The sequence below is a fragment of the Flavobacterium sp. UBA4197 genome, assembly GCF_002379575.1.
GTDB lineage: Bacteria > Bacteroidota > Bacteroidia > Flavobacteriales > Flavobacteriaceae > Flavobacterium > Flavobacterium inviolabile.
On the sequence record NZ_DFUB01000005.1, the window covers coordinates 134,882 to 159,709 of the forward strand.

The window sequence follows — 24,828 nt, forward strand, 5'->3', positions numbered from 1 at the left end:
CATTTTGCTATGAATTCTTTACTTAATATTTTTGTTTCCTCTTTCCATTTATCTGAAGGAGTTACTACATATTTAGATTCTAAAAGAAATATTTTTCATAAACCCTGAATCGTAGGGTCATTATATTTAACGAAGTCGAATGGCTACCTTTCATCTATTCCATCTATTTCAGGAATAAATTTTATATATATTCCTAATTTAGAATTCATAATAACATCAAAAATATCAATTACTAAATCTTCAGGATATAGTTCATTATCTATTTCCTCTAAGAAACTAATGCTAAAATTATACTTTGGTATTACGTGCATAATTAATATCTTGTAAAGATAATGTTATCGTTTTCATCTCTTGCTCTTTCTATAGCATGAAGATCATGTTTATCAAAACAAGGAATGATCTTCTCTTTAATGAATACAGGAATTTTCATACGTTTTTCCAGATCTTCTGTTCGGGTGTGACTTATAATTAAATATTCTTTTTCCTCTTCTAGAGTATTTAGTTCTTGTATTTCTTTTGCTTCTTGTTTATAAATCTCATATTCCTCGTCACTAATAAAAAAAACAGAACTTTTATATTTAAATATAATTTCCTTTTCAGACTGAATTAAAGAATTCTTAATACTGGGTTCTAAAATTTTTACTTGTCCTGCCCATTCATTGCAAGGAATGACAATATAAGATTCGTCATACAACATTGCTTTATATATATCCTCTGCTTGTTCATGAAGATCATAATTTGCAATAGGAGGCCAAAAATTTTGCACATTTTCAATTTTCGGTAAAAAGATTATTGCTACTCCTCCCCATCCTAAGCTTATTCCAAAAATATCTTTTATCTTCTCATAGCCAAAGTCCTTTGCATAATAGAATAGAATACCTGAATCTTCACATGTAGCATCAAAGTAATCCATAGAGTAATTAAATTCTCGTTTGATATTCATAAAGTGTTTTTAAATTGTCTATATACCAACTGCCTTTGTATGTTTCTTCAATCCGCTTCTTGCCTTTCTTCACCACATAGTCAGTAGAGAATGAACCTGCATACTTTATTGTTTTGCTTTGTCTGCTCTCTTGTCAGGCGTTTCCATACATATTTATTGAAGTCGAAGTGATAATTTTATTGTTACCGCACAAATCCTTTCGTGTGGTTTGGTATTATAAATCAAAATGCTTTTAAACTGACATTAAATTGTATAATAAGTCTGTTAAATGCTTTTTTCTGCTTCTTCTATATTATATACAATTCTATCATCCTGACTGATTAAGTCATTAAAAATATCTAGGTACTTATTAAAGCTTCCTTTGTCATAATGAACAATAACAGGAAACAGTTGACTTGCCTGATAATATCTTTTATTTTTTAAAGCACTTTGTATCGCTTGCTCGATTTCTTTTAAAAGCAGCAGGCAATTTTTCTTTAAAAGAAAATCTTTTAGATTGGATTCAAAAAATTTATCACCATAAATATCCAAAAAATGTTTAATATATGGATAAAGTTCCTGTTCGGTTTTTCCTTTTAGCGTAGCAATACATAAGGCATTTGTGATTACATCATATACGTTATCTTCATTATATAGTCTGTGAGGTTCAAAATTTTCTTTTTCGTCCCATTTTTCAGCTATGAACCTGTCAAGTAAATCAAATCCTTCCGGTATAGACCATGCGAGTAAAATAAGCATGACCTGATAAGCAATATATTGATTGTCATTGTGAAGAAGCAATTTTAATTTTTCAACTCTGTCAAAATCTGTTTTTTCAAGGAGTTGTACTTCGCTTAAATCGTATCCTTCATACCCTTCCTCATTATAGTGATAAAGAAGTTCATGTATTTCGTTATTCATTTAATTACGTTTTATTAATGATTTCAATAATATAAGAAATATTCCGTTTCCTATATTTTATACTCCTTTTATTGTAATATATATTTTAGAGCTGTTATGTAATCATTGATTCGGAAATGGGGTATTGTAATTTCATCATTAATTTTACCCCCATCGTAATCAGTAACCAAAACATCTCTGTTTTTTACATTGAACACGATATTTCCAAACTCCAATTTAGTGTTATCTCCCACACATGCTTTTTCAAAAAAATTATATGCTTTTTTTGCTTGTTCGATATTTATATTTATTTCAAATATTGAGTAAAAATCTCTAATATGATAAACGTTTTCTTGTTTTTTATAGTCAATTATAAAATATTTATCATACAGAATTACATTTTCATAACAGCCTCCTTGTATCATTCTTTCTCCTAAATTAAATGAACTTTGAACAAACTCATCATGTTTACTCCAAGTATCAAAACATTTACGATGAACATAATTTTTCACATAATAATTAAGAGGTGAACTCTGATCAGCAATTATGTGAGGTAATAATACAGATTCTTTGAAATTATCTATCAATGCTGCACAGAGTAAACATTTCGTTGTTTTTTCAATATAAAAAGACATGATGATTCTATAAAATGTTTTAAGGATAAGGAAATTTATTACTAAAGTATTTACAAAAATAGAACTTATTAAAGATTTCTGTTATATACCAGACAATTACATAAATAAAATTGATAGCAAAAATTGGTAATCAATTAGTATTTTGCCAATACTTTTTCTGTTAACAGCAAACAAAGATCAACCATGATTAAAATAAACATAAATGCTCTTGCAGGCGAACTTGACATCGAAATCAAAAAAAATGACAATCACTATAACCTGATCGTGATCCTATCGAAATCGGAATACTTCCAGGAAAACGGTAGGTCCTGGCATAAAAAAATTGAAGACAATCAAACGATAATCAAAATTGCTGACCTTATAAAAGCATGTTATACTACTCCATCCGTCCCCGAAGGCATAACAATTAATGATGGTATCATTAGAAAAATCAGTCTGCAAGATACTGTTTCCATCCATCTCGTTCTTCAGGATAGCTATTATGCAAATACAAATGAATCGGAGCTAATGAAAAGTATCTTTGAATATGTTTGTGAACTGATACAGGATCCGGTTCTGGAAAAATATATAAACGTTTTTGATTACTCTAAATAAATTGACAGCAATATAAATCATTACTGTTTAATCCTTCGGGTTTTCGGGTATCCTGTTTCACAACAAATATTTTGTAAATTGACGCATCGTTTTTAAACCTCAAACGTTAGAAACAAAAACAATTTTATCAATATCGGAAATATGGATTCAAATGAAAGTTTCAGATTATCGGCAGAAGCAAATACCTATAATTCGGCATTACGGATTATAAAATCCAAAGGCTACAAAATATTTTTATATCCCGACCAAAGTGATGACCTTTACGGTACGGGCGATAAAAGAAAACCGGGATTTTATTGCTGAAGATCCGCTACAATTATTAGGAATCATTACGATTTGGGAAACGAATGGTGATCATTGGAGCGGACCAAACCGTGAAAATGTACGGGATGAAATAGCAAGTAACGCTTTTCCGGATAGTGTTGCGGATATTGAAAAACTAAGCGAAGAAGACTTTGAAGTACTGGTTAACGACTATACTGTTTTTTTAAATAGAATATTCCCGAAACAAGTATTACCTGCCAATCCAACAAGGCAAGCGTTTTTTGACGTAATCAGCAACTTTTATAAATGGGATTCAGGGCAATTTTACGAGTGGGAAAAATAACTACTTCACGAAACATCGAAACATAAGCCACTATTTTATGGAAACAGCATTTGAAATTAACGACCAGAAACTTTTACATTTTTTGACCTCAACAAAAGTTGATGATTCCTGTGGTGGTCATACCGATTTTTTGGAGTGGCATAACGAAACGGAAGAATTGAAAACGAGCTTAACGAAGATTGGACAAATTGCAATTCAGACAAGCGAAAAACAATGGGATTCCCAATATTGGGGACAGGATGCTAAAATTCAATTAGACCGTTACCCGTATTACGGTTGTGAAATTTTTCAATGTCAAAAATGCAATACTGTTTTCTTTTATTATTTAGAATTAGGCGGACATGGAGCCCAAAAAAGATATCGGGTTATCAGAAAAGATTTAATCGACATGGAAACCATTATACCTGCTCATCCAATTGTAATTGACTATAAAGGCATGGATTATATGATCTATAAAAACCCCGACTTAACCTATGCCATTTCAATCAGTAAAAATATAGGAATCGGTCTAGACGTTTACTACCAGCTATCAAAAGAAGAACAGGAAGGTTATCTGAGGGACGGTATAATTAGTCTGAACAACAGAATGAAAGATATGGATTTGAATTATAGCAATTATAAGGTAACAGCTTGGCGATAAAACTGTGGCTAACAAATGATTACGAAATGGGCAGTTTACGTTCTCTCTTCCCGAAAAAGCGCTATCTTTAACAGAAATTAACCGATTCGCTGGTTTCACTACTTCGCCAGGCCACAAACCATTACAGCTAATTTTTCTATAACTTAAGGTTAAAAAAGTATGATTACCAAATTTCGGTAACTTTATCAAAAAGAAACAACCATGGAACGAAACACATCTATATCATTAGGTCCTCATTTCGAAAGTTTTATTGAATCAACTGTTTCGAAAGGGCGCTTTAGCAACGCAAGTGAAGTTGTTAGAGCCGGACTTAGGCTATTAGAAGAAGAAGAAAACAGAATTACTGTTTTAAGAAATGCCATTCAAGAAGGAATTGAAAGTGGACGCGCCGAAAACTTTGATCCTAAAAAGCATCTGAAAACTTTAAAGTCAAAAAAGAAGAATGGCTAAATTTTACTTGACCAATAAAGCTGTAGAAGACTTGGGTGACATTTGGAATTACACCGTAGAAACATGGTCAGAAAATCAAGCAGAAATTTATTATTCCTTAATTATAGATTCCTTTCAGGAATTAGCGAGTAAGCCAAATCAAGGAAAATCATATGATGTAGTAGAAAGAAATGTTTTAGGTTATAAAACCGGACAACATGTAATTTTTCACAGAATTGTGACAGAAAGAGAAATCGAAGTTATTAGAATTTCACACGGTATGATGGACATGAAAAACCACCTATAACAATGGTTTGACGAGACTGCAGGTTGCTTAATCAACTAAAAAATAGAAAAACAAAAAAATCATTTCAAATTGAATCACTCAAGTAGTATCAGCGCAAGGATTTTCTTTCTGAAATCAAGAATAACGAATAATGCCATTGTTTTTAGACGCGGGCCTACCGATTGGATTCAGATGAGTGTCTGGAATTTGGATAACGACACGCTGGAACCCGGGCAATGGATCAATAAAAAAGTACCGATGCGAAATTGTGATGTCTCGCCTTCCGGAAACTACCTGATTTACTTTGTCGATAATTTTGAATACGGAAACAGCAGAACAATCATTAGTAAACCGCCATTCTGGACCGCGCTTACCGTTTGGGAACACGGCGATGCACTTTTTGACACCGGAGGCGGATTATTCGCTGACGAAAAAACGGTATTGCTCAATTTAGGTTCCGCGCAGGTACTTGAAAAATATCCCGTACCGTCTCACCTTCACGTTTCTACATTTCGAACACAAAAAGAATATTCGCTACGGAAAGGACATGTCAATTTATTACACGAACATCGGTTGGAAATGAACGGATGGACAGAACAAAATGATCCTGGTTTTATTCAAAAAGAAACGGAACAATTAACTGTAGTCAGTGATAGCTGGTCGAAAGCAGACCCGAAAAGTATAGAACCTATCGTTCCGAAACTTTGGAAAAAACCAATCACCAATAGTGCTGCTTTGTATATGATCACCTTTTACCATCCTGAACAACGCAAAAACGTGGATCTGTTTTATCTGGGAAGAAAGGACGGGAAAACAAAACTCAAAGACATTACATGGGCAGACATTGATAATAGCAACAGAATAATTGCTACTAAGGAAGGGAAATTATATGCTTCAAAAATAGCCGCCGACGGTTCCGTTGACTATACTGATCTGGAACTATTGCATGACCTGAATTCCCTAAAACCGAGCTCAATACAGACACCATTTAATATGAAAAGTTGGGAAAACTCCTGAGAACACGGTTTTTGGATCCGGCAGACTGATTTATATTTACCTTTAAAAATTCAAATAAGATCGGGTCACCCACTTTTCACCGAGGTCAGTTTTACACCAGCCGTTTACTTCTTCAAAAACAAAAACTTCTTCGTCTTTTTCAATCCGGTCAATTTTAGGGAAGTTGGTACCGGGACCGGTTCTCACATTTAAAATCGTAGCATTTACGGTGGCTCTTTTCACCGCAACCGTATATCTGGCCGCAACCCAGTGGGATTGGGTATTGGATATTTTCAGCCAGCCGTCTTTTTCTTCATACACACGCAAAACAGCTCCCAAAGGAATACCGGGACGATCAGCGGCTTTAGGGCTTCCGGCATCCGGCTGCGTACGCACATTAAGACTGTTAGCCGTTACGTATACATATTTCCGGATAGCACTGCTGTCGGTTTTAATCGGATGGCTGCCTAGTTTTGCTCTTACCAAAGGGGCAAAATGGTTTTCGAAATCGGGTACTTTATTGCCGCCAAAAAAGTTGGCTCCCGGGCACGATTTATTGTTTCCGGTTCCATTGTTCCGGACACCGTTATCCAAACGAAACCAATGGTGATAGACTATTGTATTGGAATTAACCGGAAGATTAAACCGTTTACATAAAGCCGCAGTAATCGCGATAATCGCATCCTTTTGCAGATTCGTCATCACATCGGCATTATGATCAAAGTTTCCGAAATTCTCGATACAAATCGCATTCGCATTCTGGTTTGTAATACAGGCTGGTGACTTTTCCATACTTCTGCCGGTCACAACCGTTCCGTCCGGAAAAATAGTAAAATGCTGCCCGATATCCTGCCATCCGTTTTGATTGACATGATAGTTCTTCATCGCTAATTGCCGGTCAAAATGATTGTTTCCCGTAAAATGAATATAACCGGGAACATAAGTATGATGTTGTTGAATTTTTAAAATAGTCCGTCCGACTCTCAGATTTGAAATCCAGGTTTCAAATTCTGCAACGGTCATTTTGGTAAATCCGTATTTTGCTTCCATAGCACAGCTTTTTTGATCTCTTAAGACTATCTAAATTAACAACTTAGCCTTTACCGGTCAATACGAAAAAATACGTGATTTTTAGTCCCCGATTATCTTTGACCAGTATGGTAACGAAGCAAAAATGGGGCATAATATCCCCATTCTTTACTCTTTACTCTTTACTCTTTACTCACTTCCTGCATAAATGATATAATTAATCACATAATACGGCTGCATGGTATTATGGAATCCGTCGCCACCTTCAGTATCAACACCGCGCAATTTTCTACCATCTCCCGCTTCCGTTTTAAATGGTATATCGGAACCACCATTACCTTCAAAACTTCTATGGTGCAATCCAAAATCACCTCCGTTTATAGTATGCCCGTGTTTTGGCATTTCACCAACCGTTAATTTGTGCTGAAACTCTCCACCTGTTTTCCCTAAAGGCCATCTTGTTGTAGCCCCAAAATTAGGAGAGGTCCCATCGGACTGCCTGCCATCATTCGAAATTCCGCCACCAATTAATGTTCTCCCTGCAAAATTAGGGGTATATCCCTTTAACAATTCTCTTAAGGTTTTATATTTTTCCGGTATTTCACTGCCATCACATTTTAACCAGCCATCCGGTATTAAAGAATCATTAAATACAAATGGTAATATTGTTCCCAACGGAACCTGTGTAAAATCTGTAATTGTCATAGTATCGTTTTTAGGTTGTTAATGGTCCTCTTGCTTTTTGCCTCTTGCTTTTTGCCTCTTGCTTCTTGCTTCTTGCTTCTTGCCTCTTGCTTTTTGCTTCTCGCCTCTTGCTTCTTATTATCTTACAGTTTCGTTTTCCGCCACTACCGGTAATAGCAACTGTTCTATTGCTTTCAGGCGATCGTTTGTTTTTAGCTGTTCTTTTTCCAGTTTGCTTACCGTTTGAACCAGATTGATATTCTTATTTTCCAGCATTTCGATACGCTTTAATAATGCCTGAGTAGCACTTACATTAAGCATCGCAATCGCTTCGTAATCCACAGAATGAAAATCATGAACCTCTTTTCCGTACACAAAAACACTTCCTTCTTTGGTACAATTAACGCGGATTCTATCTTTGTTAATCGCTAAAATATCGGTTAGTATTGCATCTCCGCTAAAAACCAGTTTGATTTTATCACCAACCGCAAGGTCTTTTGTGTTGACCGGTATCCATCCGTTTTGAATGGTACTTAACTGATAAATATTCGGAATAATCTCGGTCTGTTTAGTAGCCACAGCCAGCGGATATACTTGCTTCACCTGCTGAGCGATCACTTTTTTATACACCTGACTGCCTCTTTGAACCGAATCGATCATTTTATAATCCGTGATAACAATTTTTGAAAGAATATCAAGGTCATTGGCATTGTTGCTCACACCCAATATCTTTTTGATACGCGCGTCTGAAACCACATTAAACTGTTGCGCGGTTACACCGTCTGTCGCATATATCGAATTTTTCACAGTCCCCGAGTCCATAACTTTGGAACTTCTGTAACCGTAGACAAAAATGCCGCCCATATTAGAGCTTTGTTCTCCGGAAACGACCAATCTGGCTTGTGTGGGCGTAGATGTGCCGATACCAACGTTTCCGTTCGGAAGAATTTTCATGGCATCTGTACTTTGTGCATATAATGGATTCGAAAGGATAAAGAGTAGGATTCCTGATAACCGATAATTTTTTTTCATGGTAGGTATATATTTAGATAAGCGTTGTATTAATTAGCTGTTTTACAATTGAGTTGTGCTCCTTTGGTCACGGTAAATCCCGGTTTAAAAGAAATACTTCCGCCGGAATTAAGAATGGTATTTACAGAAGGCGCCACCGTAATGCCTTCGACCGTAATGCTATTCGTGGCACGATAAACGGTATTCGTTTTTAAATCCGTCTGACTGATAATGATATCGTTTGCAGCAACTTTAGCCGCGGTAACCGCTATCAGATTCGTAGCCGTAACCGTATAAAGCGTTCCGTCCGGAGCCAGGACTATATTTTTCTTTGTATTGCCAATAGCCGTATCGACAGCTACTGCAAAGGCATTCGGGTTTTCTGTATCGTTTTGAAATCCCAGTATCATTTTTGGCGTACTGTAAGGATCTGTCGCATAAATATGGGACGAAGCATTTGTCAGCAATACCGAAGCATTATCCAAAGCTGCCGATTTTTCGAAAACCTCAGCTTTATTCAAATCCGCATTATACTTTGCTAATTTTGAGTTGAAAACAAAAAAGACATTCGATCCGGCATCAACTACCGGCTGGGAAATCCCTGTATTGACGGAACTTCCGGATGCTATAAACTGCGTTTGGGCAATACCGCCTTTATCGTCAATATCAAATACAAAGAGTTTGTTACCGTTGTCAAAACCATTAAGCACAAAAACCTTAGCATTATCCCGGACAACCGGTGCCGGAATATAAAAATTAGTATCGTTCTGATAGCCGTCCAAAACATAATCGGATGTGGCTGTTATACTTCCGTCCATATTATCCAGTACGACCAGGCGGCTCTTTTTTTGCTGGGTATCAACCGCTATAAAAAAAGCTTTGCTTTCATCCGGACTTAGTGAAACCGGACCGTTAATTTCATTGGCCTTCGGTTCGTATTTCCAACGTATTTTACATTGCGGATAAGCCGAAAGCGCAACAATACCGGTATCCGATGGCAGGTAAAGCGTCCCGTCATATCCTATAGCCGCATTATTGTTGATGGTTGACAACTGTTTGTTCGTAATCTCCGAAAGGGATTTACTGAACAGTATATTTCCGGCATTGTTTAAATCCAATATGCTCAGTTTTCCGGATTTGGAAATATAATATAAACGCCCCTGTTCATCAATCAATGGCCATGATTTTGCCACATCGTCAACTCCTTGCTGCCATAAAACATTTCCTTTCGAATCCAGTTGCTTTACATAAAAGACTGCCGATGTTCCCGAAGTTGCCTGTGTAAACACTACCGGCAGATTTTTATAGATGGCAAGAGCTCCGGTAGGACCGATTTCCTGTAGATACCCGCCACCATAAGGAAGTGTACGGATTTGCGCTTCCTGAACAACAGCATTGCTCTTCCAGTTTAGCAAACTATTGTGCTGTGCATTTCCAAAAGGCTGCGCCCAGTCTTCCCGAAACGGATACGGATCAATTTCGTAAGACACCTGTAATTTCGGTTTTTTGGAAAAATTGAAAGGCGTTTCGGCTGTTATGGAAGAGAAAAACCGGGTATCCTGCCCTTTTTCCGGCGATCGTGTTGCCAGGGATAAAATACCGTCCGGCAGAAAATCCGTAACCGGTTTAAGGGCACCCGGCAATTTGAGTTTCATCGTTATGGCTGTTGTACTCTTCCGCATCTCGGCGCGACCTATCGGTCCTTCTGTATTATTTTTTAAAATCGCCCAGCTTAATTTCGGGTCGGTTAAACTCGTTTCACTTCCGGTCCATTCGTTTGTACCTCGTAAAGCCGTTATCAGCTGCACCAAAAAATCAGACATATTAACATTCGGCCTGTTATATAATTTCAGATTCAAGGTTTCAATCTTTGCGCTAGCCGGCAAATTTCTAAAGTCAAATTTAAAAAATGACTTATTGGTTTCGTTTCCTTTGTCATCTGCCGCAACCCGTAAATCGCTGTTACTTTCTGCCGGTACTGCCTTATCAATTTCCGGCAATAAAGCGGTGTACCTGGATTGCGCAAACAGTGCCTGCGATTTCGTTAGCAGTAACAGCAACAAAAGCACGTAGCTATACCCTATTTTATTCATAATCGTTCTTTTAAGTTGGTAAACTATGTTAAAATTAAAGTCTGACCCGTTGCCACCGGTACCCAGTAAAACAAGTCAGAATAGGTAATCCCCAGATCACCTTCGTTGGTAAAGACCATATACCATAAACAGCCTTTAAAAAAGCCCGTTACAATCTTGGACTGTTTTGTTGTGGCAAAACTGTCCACACCGGCAGCCGTATCCATCTGATTGCTGCCATATTTACCATTGTTTAAGGTTACTCTGTAAAAATATTTCTTTTTGTTTTCCTGTTCCTGATAACCTCCCAATAAAAAAATTCCCGTGCTGTCTATCGTATCCTTACCTAAAAAGGACAAACCGGAAGACAAATACGAATTATTATTGATGGTCAATGGTGTGATCAAAGTCCAGTTATTTTTGTCCCATTTCCAGATATCCGGGGTTTCCGTCCCGCCTATTTCGGAAAAACCACCGCCCATCCATAAGGCTTTTTTACTTCCGTTGGCATCCAGTTCAGTGGCAACACCACTAAGACATCTTGATTTCCACGGCATTTTTACAGTACTGGTTTTGTCCGGATTCACATTTCCGTTTGCGCCGATGTTATCCCATACTTTACCATCACCCGATACCCAGATATCGTTTAATGCAGCACCCCATTCGTCCACACCACCCATCAGCCAGATTTTATCCTGATCACCATGAGGGAAAATCGCACAGGAATGCCCCGTACGGGAAGCCCACGGTCGATTTTCGACAACCATTACTCTGGAACCGGTTTCGGCATCCATATTAACAATGGCAACGGCATTACCGGACTCCATCGGTTTAATATAGCTGCCGCCGATAAAAAACAGGCGTCCGTATAATTCTCCCGCACTTTTCATGTGCAATAAAGGAGCCGTAGCAAAAGGTTTCAGTTTGTTTTTCTCCTCATCGGAAAGTATTATTCTATGCCAGTTCTCCGAAAAACCTTCATTCGTATTCGTATAGCCGATATGATCGATCTGCGTTTTTTTATTTTCGGTTTTCAACATTACACTATACAGATAGGATGCATCCTGAGCCGCACAAAAATTGCCGATTTTATAGGCCGCAAACGCTCCGGTCGGGTTCGCATTGGAATATAATTTTGATTCCCCTAACGCCCGGACCAATATCGTTTTGGTGATGGAAACAGTCCCCTTCTGTACTTCTAAGGTATACGAATGATCCCCGTTAGCAATATTGGCTATGGTATGGTAATCCGTTTCGGCAGTACCTCGTTTTAATTCTTCCAGACCTTCCCTTAAAATATACTGGGAGCCTTTAACATTCCAGGATAAAGTAACCGGTGCGTTGCGCTGTACCACTGTTTTATCCGATTCAAACCCGTTAATTTCCGGTTTGGCCTCTTCTGCGATCACTGTAAAAGGAAGTGACACCAGCGGTTTCGGATCGGTGGCAACGTTTTTATCTTTAAAGCTTAGTTGTAAAGTCGCCGATGGTGTCGTAACCGTACATTTTACCGCTCTTATTTTTACGATCAGATAGGTATAGGCATCGCTATAATCTCTCGGAAAGTTATAGGTCCGTTTGCCCAGGTTATTGTTATCGTATAAAAACTCACAGATTTTCACGGGAAAAGTCGTTGTTTTATTTCCGTCGTCCGTTTTGGCCCATAGCTCACAACTCAGCTTTTTTAAATCGGCTGCCGCGACCAGTGTATCCAAATTTTCAACCGTAAAAACCCCCATCAGTAAGATGGCCTTTTTTTCCTCCTGAGCGATCATTATATCCAACGCCAGCGCTTCCCTATTCGTGACCGAATTACTGCTGCCTGTAGTTACATATCCCATATTTTATGTTTTAATTATTCGTTTTTAAATTGCTTAGCCGCAGCCATCCTTCGTAAACCTGTTGTTTTTTAAAACCGGAAACCTGCTTGTTTTTTCCTTCGGCCAAAGCTTCATCATTCTGCCAGGTTATCACATCCGACTTATGGGTCCATTTCCAGTTGGCATTAATCCCGGCCGGTATCGGAATATCGGGAGCCACTTTTTCGGCTATAAAAGGGGCTACCCGGAAACCAATGTCCAGTTGCGATAACAAACGCTCCGAATTATGGTTAAATAATGCCACAAACTTTGTGGGCAGAATCCCGGTTGCCAAATGTACCCCGGCCGAAGGATACAGCAGTAAAGTTGCTTTTACCGGCTCCTGATTCAGGTTTATTTTTAATGTCGTATTCTTAGTAAAAAAGGAATCCGAATCGCTGAAATTAAATTCCGGTGCATTCGCAACAGTGTGAAATACATCCGTTTCCGCATCGGTAAAATAACCGATCACGCCATTCTTTTCCATATCGTAATCCCCTATTGTAAGCGGGAATTTGACGGTTTCTATATTCCCGGTATCTTCTTTCCCGGATTGACTCCAACGCTGGTCATAGTACGGAAGTCCCAACGATTCCAAACCTACCGAACAACGCACTAAAGCCAAAGGCTGACCGTATAACAAGGCCGATGTTGTATTCTGCAAGGCCGCATTCCCGATGGCATGCATGCTCACTTTATAGGCCAGATCCATAATGCCCGAAACCCTGCTCCCGCTATTGAGAACCTCCAGCAGTTTTTTCAGCTGCGGATTTGCAGTGAGTTCCGGTATTCCATTTCCACCCGGAAAAGGTTGTTTAATTAATTTAAGTCCTTTATTTCCGGTAAGATCCGATGCTATTTGCAGAACAACCACTTCATTGCCGTCCCCGTCATAAACCAATATACTATTATCCAGATAATTGGGAACAAGCCATCCCAAAACCGGACTGTCCATTTTTCCGGTATCCTGATAAATAATACTGTCACTCGTGTTTAACCAATTGAACTGCAAACGGGAAGGCTGAATGATCCTTGGCGGTAACGGAATGATCATATCCGATTCTTTTTCACTACCTTGTAGGGTAGCCGAACAGGTTATATCTGTACTATTCGTATCGTTTTCGACGATTACTTTTTTTACCTGACCGAAAGCATCCACTATCGAAAGGTTTTTTATTTTCAGTGTTCCCGAACGCAACGGATTAAAAACAGCAGCATCCGTTCCGTTTATATTCCCGGGATCGCAACCCAGCTTATAGCCGTCTTCCCCGATCACATTTAACTCGTTCCGGTCAAGCTGATATTCCGTATTAAAATTATAATCCGGATCACTGCTATACTGAAAGGGCGGTAACTGAATATCGGTTCGCTGCATCAGTAAATTTTTATGCAAACCACTCAATGCCTGTGCAATGAGATTTAATTCTCCGTATTTATACACAATAGCTTCCGGAACCGTCTTTTTCAGGTTCGCAAAAACCGAATTGGAAAACGGACTTATGCCGCTAATCGCAACAGGCGCTCCCTGCTCTTTCGCAGCTTGTTTTTTAAAATACAGCCCTTCTTCCAGTTTCCATTTTGCTGTATCTTCCACAAGGTCCAGATCCTTTATATCCGGATTATTGGACGTATAAACAATATCCCAAACCATAAACAACGGTGTCCATGCCTGTTCCCATCGGATAATGGCAAAACGTTCGTGTGCCTTTTCTTTTTCCCTGTAATCCGGTTTATCCTGTACGGCTGTTACTTGTTGGCTAAAAGCCCTGATAACCGCACTGGTCTTGTCTTTTCCTTCTCCCAATTGTGCTTCAATATAGGCTTGCAGCGCAATATCCAGTGAAAGCGAATGATCCAGTAAAAGTGTTTCAGACACCAATGCTTTTATAGCGGCAAAAGGCAATTTGGGATGCTGCAATGCATTTACTCCCGGAACGTTAATCAGGGCAGCCGGTATCGTTACCGGAATGCTGGTATCGTTATAAGGAACGTTCAGATAAAGCTTCGTAAGCAACTGGTCTTCCTGCCTGCAGTTGATTTCTTTATCGGTGGCCTGAAAAGCCGGTTTTTCGGTATTTCCGATACCCGATCCGCAAAACAGCAAAACGGGATCATTAGGCTCCCAAAAACGGTCTTCCAGAGTTTCCTTTAGTTCAAATTCCGGATTTGTTGCTGCGAATTCTTTATATTGTCTTAAGCCCGAAACAAGATGCTGGATTTCCCGTTCCAGTACATCTGCTTCCACTTTTTTACTGACAAGCAAATCCAGTATAATTTCCCTGGAAGTATTATAATCAAAGTTGGGAACCGTATAATCATTCACTGTTTTATATGCCTGTTTGTACCACAGGAAATAGTATTCCTGTTGCAGGCTTACTATCTCCTGTTTGATCTTATTACAGCTAATCTGAGTTGTATTCAGTTCATTCAGTTCTTGTAGAACAGCACTGTTTTCAGGAAAATGCGGTCTGTCGTCCTGCTTGTTTTCCAATGCTGAATCGGCCGCTTCAACCCGGGTGATCTCCCAGACTGAGCTCCTGTTTTTAGGCGTAAAGCCTCTTTTATGAATTTCTGTCTGAATGGATTTCAGGCCCGGTTCATTTTTGCTGTCTTCCAGAAACTGGTATTGCAGGGCATTTAACAGGGTTTCCACACCCGGTTTTTCAATCGCACTGCTTTTGATAATCTGAGCGCTTAGCGATTCAATAGCCGTATTGCCGGCATAAACCTGTACCGCTCCGTCCGGAACGCCGCTTTTTAGCGCGCTGTTCCACTGAATACTATGGATGGACGCATGCAGTAAACAGGATTCCGGATAGGTTTCCTGATCGCATTTCCATTGTTGTTTAAACCAATCCTGTGTTCTTTTTTGACGGATCTGTTCGCTTGTTGCCTTTGCTTCGTCAAAATCGAATGGTGCCAGCGGATCTGCGGCAGGATCATTATACCAGCCGGTAACCACATACGTAACCGTACAATCGGAATCGATGTCGGCCATATCATCGTGGAACGCAAAAACATTTTTGCTACTCTGATACAAGGAAGCAAAATACGGGTTCACTGCGCCTACACCGGTTAAAACGGGTGGTGTTACAGTGTCCTCATAAGCTTCAGACCATTCGACAACCTTTCCGAGATTGCCGAAATCCAGCTTGTCATTCTGTATCGTGACCCAGTTTGGTATGGGTTTATTGCTTTTGATTCTATTTTTTTCATCACTTTTAACGATCCACATGCGGGATTCCATACTTTTTATCCCTTTGTCCGTCCGGATCCGGATAACCATCCACCGGTTAGGTGTATACGGAAACTGCACGTCTTCCCCTTCGTTTATAAAAGCGTGTTTTAATGCCTTGGGTAAGGTCCAATGCAGGTGTATTCCTTTTTTAAGCGATATTGTTTTGTTCGTATCCGGTTGTAAAACATTCCCCAGAATACTCTGATTGTATTGTTGCAATTGCGGACCCAGATCCATGCAATCGTTTTTATCGCTCCCCAATGCCAGGGCTTCCATATACATGGGTACCAAAAGTCTGGAAGTATTATGCATGGCTATCGGTATTTAGGATATTAATTGTTATACTCTTTTTTACCGGACTGTCGATCATCTGATAGGCGAATTCTGCCGATGTAAAATAGATCCCTTTGCTTTCACCGGTTGTATTCATCCAGTGTTTAGCGGTTAATTTTTCCTGCATCACACCGGCTAAACCAGCTATATCGATAACACCGTTTTGAATCAGTCCGTCATTTAATTCGGCGTTAACATCTGCCGTACCATCTGTTATTTCCTGATTGGTACCGTCTTCATTTTTTAGATTTTTGATATAAGCACTATTGTTTTTGATACCGAAATGCAATCCTTCATAAGGCTGTTTTATCGTGATGCCGGCAATGTTACCGTCAAAAATACCCAGGAAGATATCCGAATCGATACGTTCAAAACGCAGAGCGGGAAGCAGCTGACCACCGGCATCAAAAGCCGTAATTTCCAGTCCGCGCCAACCGGAAACAAGATCCGACCGAAGCAGGAATCCGGTGGTATTGAGTCGTCGTCCTTTTCTTGTGATTGTTTCACTGCTGATATCGATTGACTGCGTCTGATAACCGTCTATAAAATTACCGTTCACCGCCTGTTCCAGTAAGGCATCACTTTTATGGATCCTGCCAATGCTAAGCGCACCGTCCAGCAAGGCTTCTATCCAGTTCGGATCGACATAAAACAGGGAAAGTGTTCCGGTATAGGTTCCCGTATTTTTCTGATGCTCTTTTTCCAGAAGCAATTCATGGGGAACGATATACGAAAACGGGATTCCGTTTAATTTGTACAAATTGCCTAAAAAGTGTTTCACCTCCTGCGGTACAGTTGTCGGTAAATCGGTGATTTTTTCTGCCGGTACTGTCGTTTCTACCGCATGTAATTTACCCAGATAACGAATTACTTTATCTTTTGCAGCTGTTTCACTGTCATCTTCCAAAATGGCATTTAGCGTATTGTTTCTTAACTTTTCGGCTTCCAGTTGATTTTGTGCCATACGCCAATTCAGAATGGCTTTGGAAAACTCCTGGTTCTGTAAAGCTAGTATACGCCCCAATTGCCAGGCTGCCGCAAAGGAAATATCAAAAAAACCGGTGGTTTTATCATATCGCAATGCCGCATCGGATGAGGCAAATGAAATACACTTTGAAGTTGCCGGAAATAGTTTCGGTACAAACGGACCATGGTACCAGGAAATCGTACCCGCACCGGTTCGTGTTACATGTTCCAGCGGGACATAACCCGAATCAAAATACGATACCAGTTCCGGAGCTTCGTTGCCCCGCTGAATTTTGATACTCTTCAACTCCAGTCCGTCTGCCAGCTGCGAAAAGCTGGAACTTCCCGAATCGCTGAAATTCCAGCTGGCCAGTACAACCAGCCGGGCTTTATGATCGTCCGGAATGTTCTTTTTTGAACTGGTGCCTTTTAAATAGTCGGTATATCCTTCCAGCGATACCAGAATGGCGGTATGCTGCTTTCCTTTTGCCGGCAGGCGATTTCCGACGATAACCGCAAAAACGCCGGTTCCGTCGGTATTTATATCTGTAATTCCTTCTTTGTCCTTATTATCAATGCTTACCTCTTTGGCATGTGCCAGCAGGGAAAGACTTTTCATGGACGGAATATAGTGTTCAAATTGTTCTTTTGTCAGGTCCATTGTAAAACAACCATCGGTCGTTTTTTCCCATTCCATTAGTTTTAATCCCTCTTTTCCGGCCGCCTTAGCGTCAAAAATTTCCGGGCGGATAATGCCATCGGAAAGATTCGGCTGGATAACGGCAGCAATGGTATTTTTACTAATCGGCAAGCCTTTCATTTCTTCCTCGTCAAAAAGCAGTAATGCCATCCAGGGAACCGGTGGTGATTCCTGTGGATTACGCTTGTTTTCCGGGGTTGATGCCCGCTGGAAAACCGGAAGCTTTCCGTCCAGAGTACGCTCCCATGGCAATGTCCGCCGGGTAAATACCAAATGGGGCAATGATTCCGAATAGTTTCCCGATTTATTGGCCGGCGGATAAACGGAATAAATATCATTCGGATTAAGTGTAAACCGGGCCGCATCGACACCAAAATCGAATGTTTTTTTAATATCCTGAATGCTTGCCTTGTCTTTTATAACCCGCTGACTGACTTCCGTAGTATATTTTCCGGCAACCATAGCCGGTAAAAAACATTGCACTATTTTCGTATTCTCGCTCATTCTTTTTTACGTTTTACCCTGTACGTTTTTATTTTACATCGGTACTATATTTCGGCAGTTCACCTATTTCGCATATCACCGGAATACCGGTAAAATAATTATCTTCATTGGTCATATTTCTGTTTATTGCTTCCTCCTCAATATCCGGGAAGCTTTTGTCAAACCCAGCTTTAAGAAGGGTAACAATGTTTTCCCGTTTTTCTTTTACACTGCTTTTTTCATACGTTTTTTCAAGAATACCGGTTACCCTGATATTATTGATTTCATCATAATAGCCTAAAACCTCAACAGCATGATAGGCTTCTGCTGTTTTAGCCAGCGTGAATTTCCAGTCGAATGTTCCGCTTGAAGCATCGAATAAGGCTGAAAAATCAAACGTTCGTATCTGGGCAACCTGCGGCAGCACCGGTGGCTGAATGATAACACCACTCAACACATTGGTCAGTACTTTCGAGGTTCCCGGATTGGCATTATTGCTTTTCGATTCCTCACCTCCCCATAAGGCTTCGGCGACTCCTTTTGCGATACCGGAAACCGTTACATCCATTTTTGTATTACCCAACACAACATCCACATTCATTTCGAATGCTACGGTGCCTTTTGTAAAACCACACGGACGGATTCCGATATTTTTTTCTCTGTCAGCATAAACAAGAGTACCCGTTTCCGATTTTATCACGGTACTTCCGGACACTTCTTTATTATTGATTTTTAATTGCGATACCGGAATAAAAGAATCAATTGTAATGGCCAGCTGTTGCGGATTGATTACCGGGAATTTGGTTTCTCCTTTTACTTCAATCAAACCGTTACTGATGGTTATATTGGTTGGATCAGGATTGGAAACCGCTGTTGTTTTACCTTCTTTAAGTCGTGCATTGGTTGCTGTATTGCTTTTTTTCTGTGGTATAAAACCAGTTGCAAATTCATCCCATTGCAGCTTTTTCGGTTCTTTTCTGGAATGATCGCCAAAAGGAATGGTAAAGGAAAAGATCGTCCAGTCCACATAGGCTTCTCCTGCAAATGGCGGTCCCCATATATGCAGCTCCGCTCCCATTTCGAAACTGAAATGAATCCGTATAAAGGCAATTTTAATATCGGCCTCGATTTTAACCGTAATACCCATATCGATATAATAATGGAACGGTGCCCAGGAAATGAGCATATCGGCCCAGATAACAATTGACGCTTTAATAATTGAGGTTTTAAAAAGTACTTCCCATTTACCGCCTGCCATAATTGCTGAAGCGGTAAGCGCGTAGTACATTTCTCCTTTAATGGATAGCAGGTTGCTTATTTTCCAGCTTAATGCCAGTCGCGGTACGGTAGGATAATGTGCCGGTTTTATAAACTTCGGATGGTATCCACCCAGCGTAATGACAAAATCGCCTTCATGAGGTCCTTTTATCCAGGTATAAAAAGCAAATCCTCCGGATAGTTTACAGTCTTTTGAAAGGACATAGGAATTTGGTGTAATAACGGCTTCCACGGAAATCACATCACTACCCGGTCCGAAATGTGCCAGAATAGCGAGCTCTACATAAACTATCGGTTCCGGAGCCATTGATTTTTCCGGCCAGCTCAGTCGGGAAAGTCCGAGGATTGCAAATTCAAGCTGTGTTCCGAAATTAACCGTTAGCAGTACAAACGACTCAATGAGTTTGAATGAGGTAAATTTAATTCCAACAGCCAGCCAGTAATCACCAATGGAAATCTCTATCGGTTTTTTACCGTTTTTCATTGGTGTTTCCAGCGAAGCCAGCAAGGGTAATAATCCCTTATCTTCTTCCGGTCGCATGGCCAAAGCCACCAATGGGAATAGCGCTACTTCGTTAATTGAAGGCACATTTATTTTGCGGTTATAACCAAATCCGGCGGCAATTCCGGTGACAAAAAAGAAAGCCGGACCGCCAATAGGGCCGTCAAATACGCCATAAATAAATAAGGACGCTTCATCGGCTACTTTAGCATAGGATCCGATGGCCGAGATGGTAAAACGGCTTACTTTTATGATCGCGCCGCCATTATAGACATCAATGGTTTTTCCGTTGTAGGACGCTGTAGTATGTAAAAAGGCTCCTGATATTTCGATTGGCGGTGCCTTATAGGAAAGTCCGAGGCCTTCCAGGTAGAAATCAGGTGTTCCGGGTGGCCATTGGAGCTTAAAGCCCAGACCGAATCCCATGAGCTGCATGCCCATGCCTTTCATTTCCATCGTGGCATCAAGCAGCAAAACAACTTTACTGTCCTGGTAGGCAAAGCCTAATCGCTGTAACGTTACCGGGCCGATTTTTTTATCTAATTTTTTCCATTTTGCCTTAGCGATTATGCCGTCGCCTAACGGTGCTACCGTTGTAACATTTGTTTGCTGCGGCTGCTCCGGTTCTTTATACTCCTGAGCTGTTCCGTCATTTAAAGCATAATATTCCTCATTGCCATTAATCTCCAGTTGTGTGGTAATATTAAAACCGGAACTAATCGCTACCGGCGGTAATCCGTCAAAGCGTTCTAATTCTTCTTTTTCAAAAGTTCCGCTGGCATAAATTGCCAGTACTTCTTTAAAAGCAAAGGCATTGCCCTGTGTTAAAACAGGTCCGGCCAGAGGCAGCTCTTTTACATCCAGGTTGAGCCCGGCGCCCATTCCGAAGAACAGACCGGAGGTGTCTTTTTCTTTTTTATACAGTAAAAAGGCCTTAAATGTTTCGAGTGTAAAGGAAAGAGCCGGCATTTTACCGGTCGCACTTTCGCCAAAGAATTTCGTGGCCAAAGCGCGTAAATCGATCGTTGTTTTACCGGAATACTGATAAGCGGCATATACATAACCGGCCGCTGTTTCCTGGACAAAGTTTAAGGTAAAACGGTGCTCATCTACCAATAAAACGCCTCCGAAGGCAAAACGTGTCTGCGAACCGTTTTTCTGGTAATCGATCGTTATAACGGCATCAAAATACTTTCCGTTGATATTGATCTTACAATTAAATTCGATTTTAAATTCCGTGGCATCCATTCCGCCGGAACCATAGGTTACCGAAAACTGTTTAAACGTAACGGCATTTAGAATTTCCGGTATGACCTCCTGTTTTGCCGTACAGCAATTCATAATATCCTGTACGCTAATCCCGTTTTTATTTCCGGATGTCAGGGTGGCATACAAAAAACTTTCTTCTTTTGTATTTTCTGTAATCCTGCTTCTGTAACCAAGAGCAATAGCAACAGCAATCGGAGCAGCCGGATTTCCTAAATGAAATTCCGTCTGCCCTGTGATTTCTACTAAAAAAGAGTTACTCGCTGCCATAATAAACGCAATGCTACTATTTGATCAACCTGATCAGAAAACAACAGGTCAGTCAATACAAAGGGGACCCTTAATTTATAGAATAAACCGGATCCCTTTTGAATGGTAATGTTATATTTTTAAAATCTTTTTCCTACGGGAATATTATTTTTCAATTGCTTTGGTTGCAACTGTTACGGGCGTATTGGTTACTCTGAAACCTGCTTTTTTAATGGTGAAATTTCCAAATTTTATTTCATTCCCCTCTTTTGACTGTACATTAAAATCGAACGTATTTTGTGTCACGTTGTAGTAAAACTCTTTAAATTCGATTTCATAATCTTTGACGTCTTTACCATCGCCCTGACCCGGAGGAAAACTAACAGCTGTCTTATCACCTGATTTGCCCTGAATCCAGCCTACCAGCTCGTTTAATTTAATAGACGTACCCGGTGCTCCATCCTGTTTATCGCTAAAATCGATGATCAAGTCGCCTTTCGGATTTTTTTCCGACGGAATATTTCCAATTCGTACGCTCACTAAAACGGCATCCGGTTTTGTTTCCGGGCCAATTCCAAGTTGTCCGTTAACGCTCACACTGTATTTGGAAACATCCACTAATCCGGTTATTGTTTTATTTTCTTTATCCAGCATTCCGCTAACAGCTCTTCCTCCTGCTTTAGCGCCATCGGTCCAGGTTACCTGGATGTTGTCTGTAGGTTTCCAGTCCGGTGCATCTCCTTTAATCGTAATGGTATCGGTTGCTGTCCCTTTAAAACTAAAGTTTGCCAAAGCTGCTGCATCAACAGTGGCCGAAGTAGTAAGGTTTTTAATTTCTGTGATTGTTACTGCCATAATGATTAGTTTTTTAATTTTTAATGTTTAGTATTTAATGATATAATTCAGAGCTGTCCATTTCGGTCGATTTTGTCCCGTATATTCCCCACTTGTAAAAGCGGGCAGCGCTACATAAACCGAGTGATAATGATTTCCATCACTTTCTGTTGTCTGGTATTTAATATCTGTACCATTGGTATCGATCCCGGAATAACCTCCTCCTCCAAAATTTCTTTTATACCAGCCGGAATTAAATTTATGGGTATGCGCCCCGTTTGTCGATGTGGTAAAGGACTGGGCAGGAGGATTTATACTGTGACTATGCCTGTCGGCTTCTCCTTTTCTGCCCAACTGTTCGTTTCCGTTTGCCGGATTTGCCCCCATAACAAAGGTTTGTCTTAAATCGGGTACATTGAACTGACCGCTAGCGCCTCCATACGTATTTCCTATTACTTTAAAAAGGTCATTTTTATCGCCGGATACCGGATAGGATCTTCCGTCACACAACAGCCAGCCATCCGGCGCCTGCGTTCCGGCAAAAGTAATGACGGAACCTACCGGCATCAGACTTCCGGTTTTATCCTCGATCCGTCCATCGGATTTAATGTTTCCGGCTACCTGTAATTTCTCCTTCGGATTGGTTGTGCCTACACCGACATTCCCGTTCGGAAGTATTTTTAAAGCATCATTTTGAGAAAACAATACCGAAACATTTGCCATTAGACAAACCAGAAATAGTATAATGTCCTTTTTTTTCATCTGTTGCTTTTTTAGTGCTTTTATACGCTTTTTAATCATTCCCTATTCGAATGCCGAACCTATAAAATTTTCACAGATTTCTTACAGGTAAAAATACCTATTCCGGCAGCGAATGTTACTCTCTTGCTATCCTATGCCAACAGCGATAAAAAGTCCGGTATCCGTATTCGCAAAAGGCTATAAAAAAAACCTGTAAATCAAAATTTACAGGTTTTTTTTAATTATGTAATAATCATACAACAAGAAGTACAGCTTTAGCCAAACTGACGACGTAAATTCGCGCTATCTGTGGTTGTCTATGATTTTTTTAAGACTTCTTTTTTTAATTGTCCGGTTCTGTTTAAAATAGTCGTTTTCCTTTTTTGTCTATATAAAACCAGATCCCGTTTTGTTTTACCAGGGCTGCTCCGTCCTTAAAGGCATCCACACTCTGGTACACTTCCGGAAACAGCACGTTTTCCTTAGCATCTATAAAATACCCTTTTCCGTCTTTCTTCACTGCAAAATTTCCTTCGCCAGAATACATCTCATCATAGCTAAACGGAATAACCGTTTCCCCTTTTTTGTTGATACAGCCATATTTTCCTGACTCTCTGATTATTGCCAAACCGTGATAAAAGCCATAGGAATTCGTGTATCTCATTGGGATAACCAGGGTTCCTTCTGTGTTGATATATCCATATCGGTCATTGCTACTTACAGCCGCCATTCCATCTTTAAAATGAAGATATCCATCATAAAGCAGCGGCACAACTACTTTACCGCTTTTGTTTATAAAACCTCTTTTTTCATTGCGCTTCACACATGCCAGACCGTTGTGAAAATGAGAAGCACTCTGGTATTGAGGAGAAATGACAATTTTTCCCTGCTTATCCATATAACCTTCTTCCGGTTTTCCGCGTAAGTTAATGGCTGCCAGTCCTTCGTGAAAAGAGCCGAGCCCGTCCACATCTAATTGGACCTGTTTTCTGTTGTTCAGGGTATCTATAATGTACCATTGCCCATTCTCTTTAACGGTAGTCTTGTCTTCATAAAACTGATTGGAACTTTCATAAATAACGGGAATAATTTCGTTGCCCTTTTTATCGATATAGCCCCATTTGCCATTCAATTTCACGATGGCTCTGTTGCTCTCTTCAAAACCACCGATAAAATCGTATTTCAGCGGCACGACCTCACGACCTGTAGTATCAACAAGCCCGTGTTTTCCGTCCAGCTCAACAACTACCAGCCCCTTATAAAATTCGTATACAAAGTTGTATTTACAGGGTACAATATTGCGTCCTTTTTTGTCGATAAATCCATATTTCCTTTTGATTCCCACTGTGGCATATCCATTTTTATACGGATAGAATTCAGTATAGTCAGCCAGGGGATTTTCGCTTTTGTATGCCTGGGAATTGCCTTTCAAACAACTGAAAAATATCATAACAGTTATCAGCAAAACAGCTGTCTTTTTGTAATCGTACATATCTTTTTTTCTTAATTTAATGTGGCCTACCCGTCACGATACCGGTTGTTCAACGGATTGCAAATCTGCGCCTTCTGTTTTA

20 protein-coding genes are annotated in these 24,828 nt (G+C 40.0%); 6 read left to right on the forward strand and 14 right to left on the reverse strand.

Going from position 1 to position 24,828, the window contains the following annotated elements:
* Positions 1 to 313: 313 nt before the first annotated feature.
* The 3 genes from B3394_RS02280 to B3394_RS02290 all read right to left on the reverse strand — a co-directional run bounded on the left by B3394_RS02280 (position 314) and on the right by B3394_RS02290 (position 2,457).
* Positions 314 to 943, reverse strand: coding sequence for a hypothetical protein (locus B3394_RS02280; protein ID WP_286912543.1), 630 nt, complete (start codon positions 941 to 943; stop codon positions 314 to 316).
* 264 nt (positions 944 to 1,207) lie between these two features.
* A complete protein-coding gene (locus tag B3394_RS02285) occupies positions 1,208 to 1,843 on the reverse strand; it encodes a hypothetical protein (protein WP_286912549.1) in 636 nt (211 codons plus the stop codon).
* 68 nt (positions 1,844 to 1,911) lie between these two features.
* On the reverse strand, positions 1,912 to 2,457 hold the full coding sequence (locus B3394_RS02290; protein ID WP_286912550.1) for a hypothetical protein: 546 nt from the start codon (positions 2,455 to 2,457) through the stop codon (positions 1,912 to 1,914).
* Positions 2,458 to 2,640: 183 nt separating this feature from the next.
* Between B3394_RS02290 and B3394_RS02295 the strand changes: the two genes are divergently transcribed.
* The 6 genes from B3394_RS02295 to B3394_RS02320 all read left to right on the forward strand — a co-directional run bounded on the left by B3394_RS02295 (position 2,641) and on the right by B3394_RS02320 (position 6,030).
* Positions 2,641 to 3,051, forward strand: a complete 411-nt coding sequence (locus tag B3394_RS02295) for a hypothetical protein (protein ID WP_286912553.1) — start codon at positions 2,641 to 2,643, stop codon at positions 3,049 to 3,051.
* Between the two features lie 253 nt (positions 3,052 to 3,304).
* On the forward strand, positions 3,305 to 3,658 hold the full coding sequence (locus B3394_RS02300; protein ID WP_286912555.1) for a hypothetical protein: 354 nt from the start codon (positions 3,305 to 3,307) through the stop codon (positions 3,656 to 3,658).
* A gap of 37 nt (positions 3,659 to 3,695) precedes the next feature.
* Entirely contained in the window at positions 3,696 to 4,298 is a 603-nt protein-coding gene (locus B3394_RS02305) for a hypothetical protein (RefSeq protein WP_286912557.1), read from the forward strand.
* Positions 4,299 to 4,499: 201 nt separating this feature from the next.
* A complete protein-coding gene (locus tag B3394_RS02310; protein ID WP_286912559.1) occupies positions 4,500 to 4,748 on the forward strand; it encodes a type II toxin-antitoxin system ParD family antitoxin in 249 nt (82 codons plus the stop codon).
* Positions 4,741 to 5,034 carry a type II toxin-antitoxin system RelE/ParE family toxin gene (locus tag B3394_RS02315; protein ID WP_286912564.1) on the forward strand — a complete coding sequence of 98 codons (294 nt, stop codon included), beginning with the start codon at positions 4,741 to 4,743 and terminating at the stop codon, positions 5,032 to 5,034. The genes B3394_RS02310 and B3394_RS02315 overlap by 8 nt, the downstream gene beginning before the upstream one ends.
* Positions 5,035 to 5,103: 69 nt before the next feature.
* Entirely contained in the window at positions 5,104 to 6,030 is a 927-nt protein-coding gene (locus B3394_RS02320; RefSeq protein ID WP_286912568.1) for a hypothetical protein, read from the forward strand.
* 42 nt (positions 6,031 to 6,072) lie between these two features.
* Here the strand turns inward: B3394_RS02320 and B3394_RS02325 are convergent, their stop codons facing one another.
* The 11 genes from B3394_RS02325 to B3394_RS02375 all read right to left on the reverse strand — a co-directional run bounded on the left by B3394_RS02325 (position 6,073) and on the right by B3394_RS02375 (position 24,704).
* A complete protein-coding gene (locus tag B3394_RS02325; protein ID WP_177735148.1) occupies positions 6,073 to 7,059 on the reverse strand; it encodes an SH3 domain-containing protein in 987 nt (328 codons plus the stop codon).
* Positions 7,060 to 7,227: 168 nt separating this feature from the next.
* Positions 7,228 to 7,743 (reverse strand): phage tail protein, encoded by a 516-nt coding sequence (locus B3394_RS02330; RefSeq protein WP_286912570.1) that lies wholly within the window; start codon positions 7,741 to 7,743, stop codon positions 7,228 to 7,230.
* 117 nt (positions 7,744 to 7,860) lie between these two features.
* Positions 7,861 to 8,754, reverse strand: a complete 894-nt coding sequence (locus B3394_RS02335; protein ID WP_286912571.1) for a tail fiber domain-containing protein — start codon at positions 8,752 to 8,754, stop codon at positions 7,861 to 7,863.
* 29 nt (positions 8,755 to 8,783) lie between these two features.
* Positions 8,784 to 10,826, reverse strand: a complete 2,043-nt coding sequence (locus tag B3394_RS02340; protein WP_286912576.1) for a hypothetical protein — start codon at positions 10,824 to 10,826, stop codon at positions 8,784 to 8,786.
* A 23-nt stretch (positions 10,827 to 10,849) separates the two neighbouring features.
* Complete coding sequence (locus tag B3394_RS02345) at positions 10,850 to 12,646, reverse strand: hypothetical protein (protein ID WP_286912578.1); 1,797 nt, start codon at positions 12,644 to 12,646, stop codon at positions 10,850 to 10,852.
* A gap of 10 nt (positions 12,647 to 12,656) precedes the next feature.
* Positions 12,657 to 16,214 carry a hypothetical protein gene (locus B3394_RS02350; RefSeq protein WP_286912580.1) on the reverse strand — a complete coding sequence of 1,186 codons (3,558 nt, stop codon included), beginning with the start codon at positions 16,212 to 16,214 and terminating at the stop codon, positions 12,657 to 12,659.
* A complete protein-coding gene (locus B3394_RS02355) occupies positions 16,207 to 18,405 on the reverse strand; it encodes a hypothetical protein (protein WP_286912583.1) in 2,199 nt (732 codons plus the stop codon). Before B3394_RS02355 ends, B3394_RS02350 begins: the two co-directional genes overlap by 8 nt.
* Positions 18,406 to 18,433: 28 nt before the next feature.
* A complete protein-coding gene (locus tag B3394_RS02360; RefSeq protein WP_286912587.1) occupies positions 18,434 to 21,700 on the reverse strand; it encodes a DUF6603 domain-containing protein in 3,267 nt (1,088 codons plus the stop codon).
* Positions 21,701 to 21,844: 144 nt separating this feature from the next.
* Positions 21,845 to 22,534: a hypothetical protein gene (locus B3394_RS02365; protein WP_286912594.1), complete on the reverse strand. Its 690-nt coding sequence runs from the start codon at positions 22,532 to 22,534 to the stop codon at positions 21,845 to 21,847.
* Between the two features lie 27 nt (positions 22,535 to 22,561).
* On the reverse strand, positions 22,562 to 23,275 hold the full coding sequence (locus tag B3394_RS02370; RefSeq protein ID WP_286912600.1) for a phage tail protein: 714 nt from the start codon (positions 23,273 to 23,275) through the stop codon (positions 22,562 to 22,564).
* A gap of 340 nt (positions 23,276 to 23,615) precedes the next feature.
* A complete protein-coding gene (locus B3394_RS02375) occupies positions 23,616 to 24,704 on the reverse strand; it encodes a WG repeat-containing protein (protein ID WP_286912605.1) in 1,089 nt (362 codons plus the stop codon).
* Between the last annotated feature and the right edge of the window lie 124 nt (positions 24,705 to 24,828).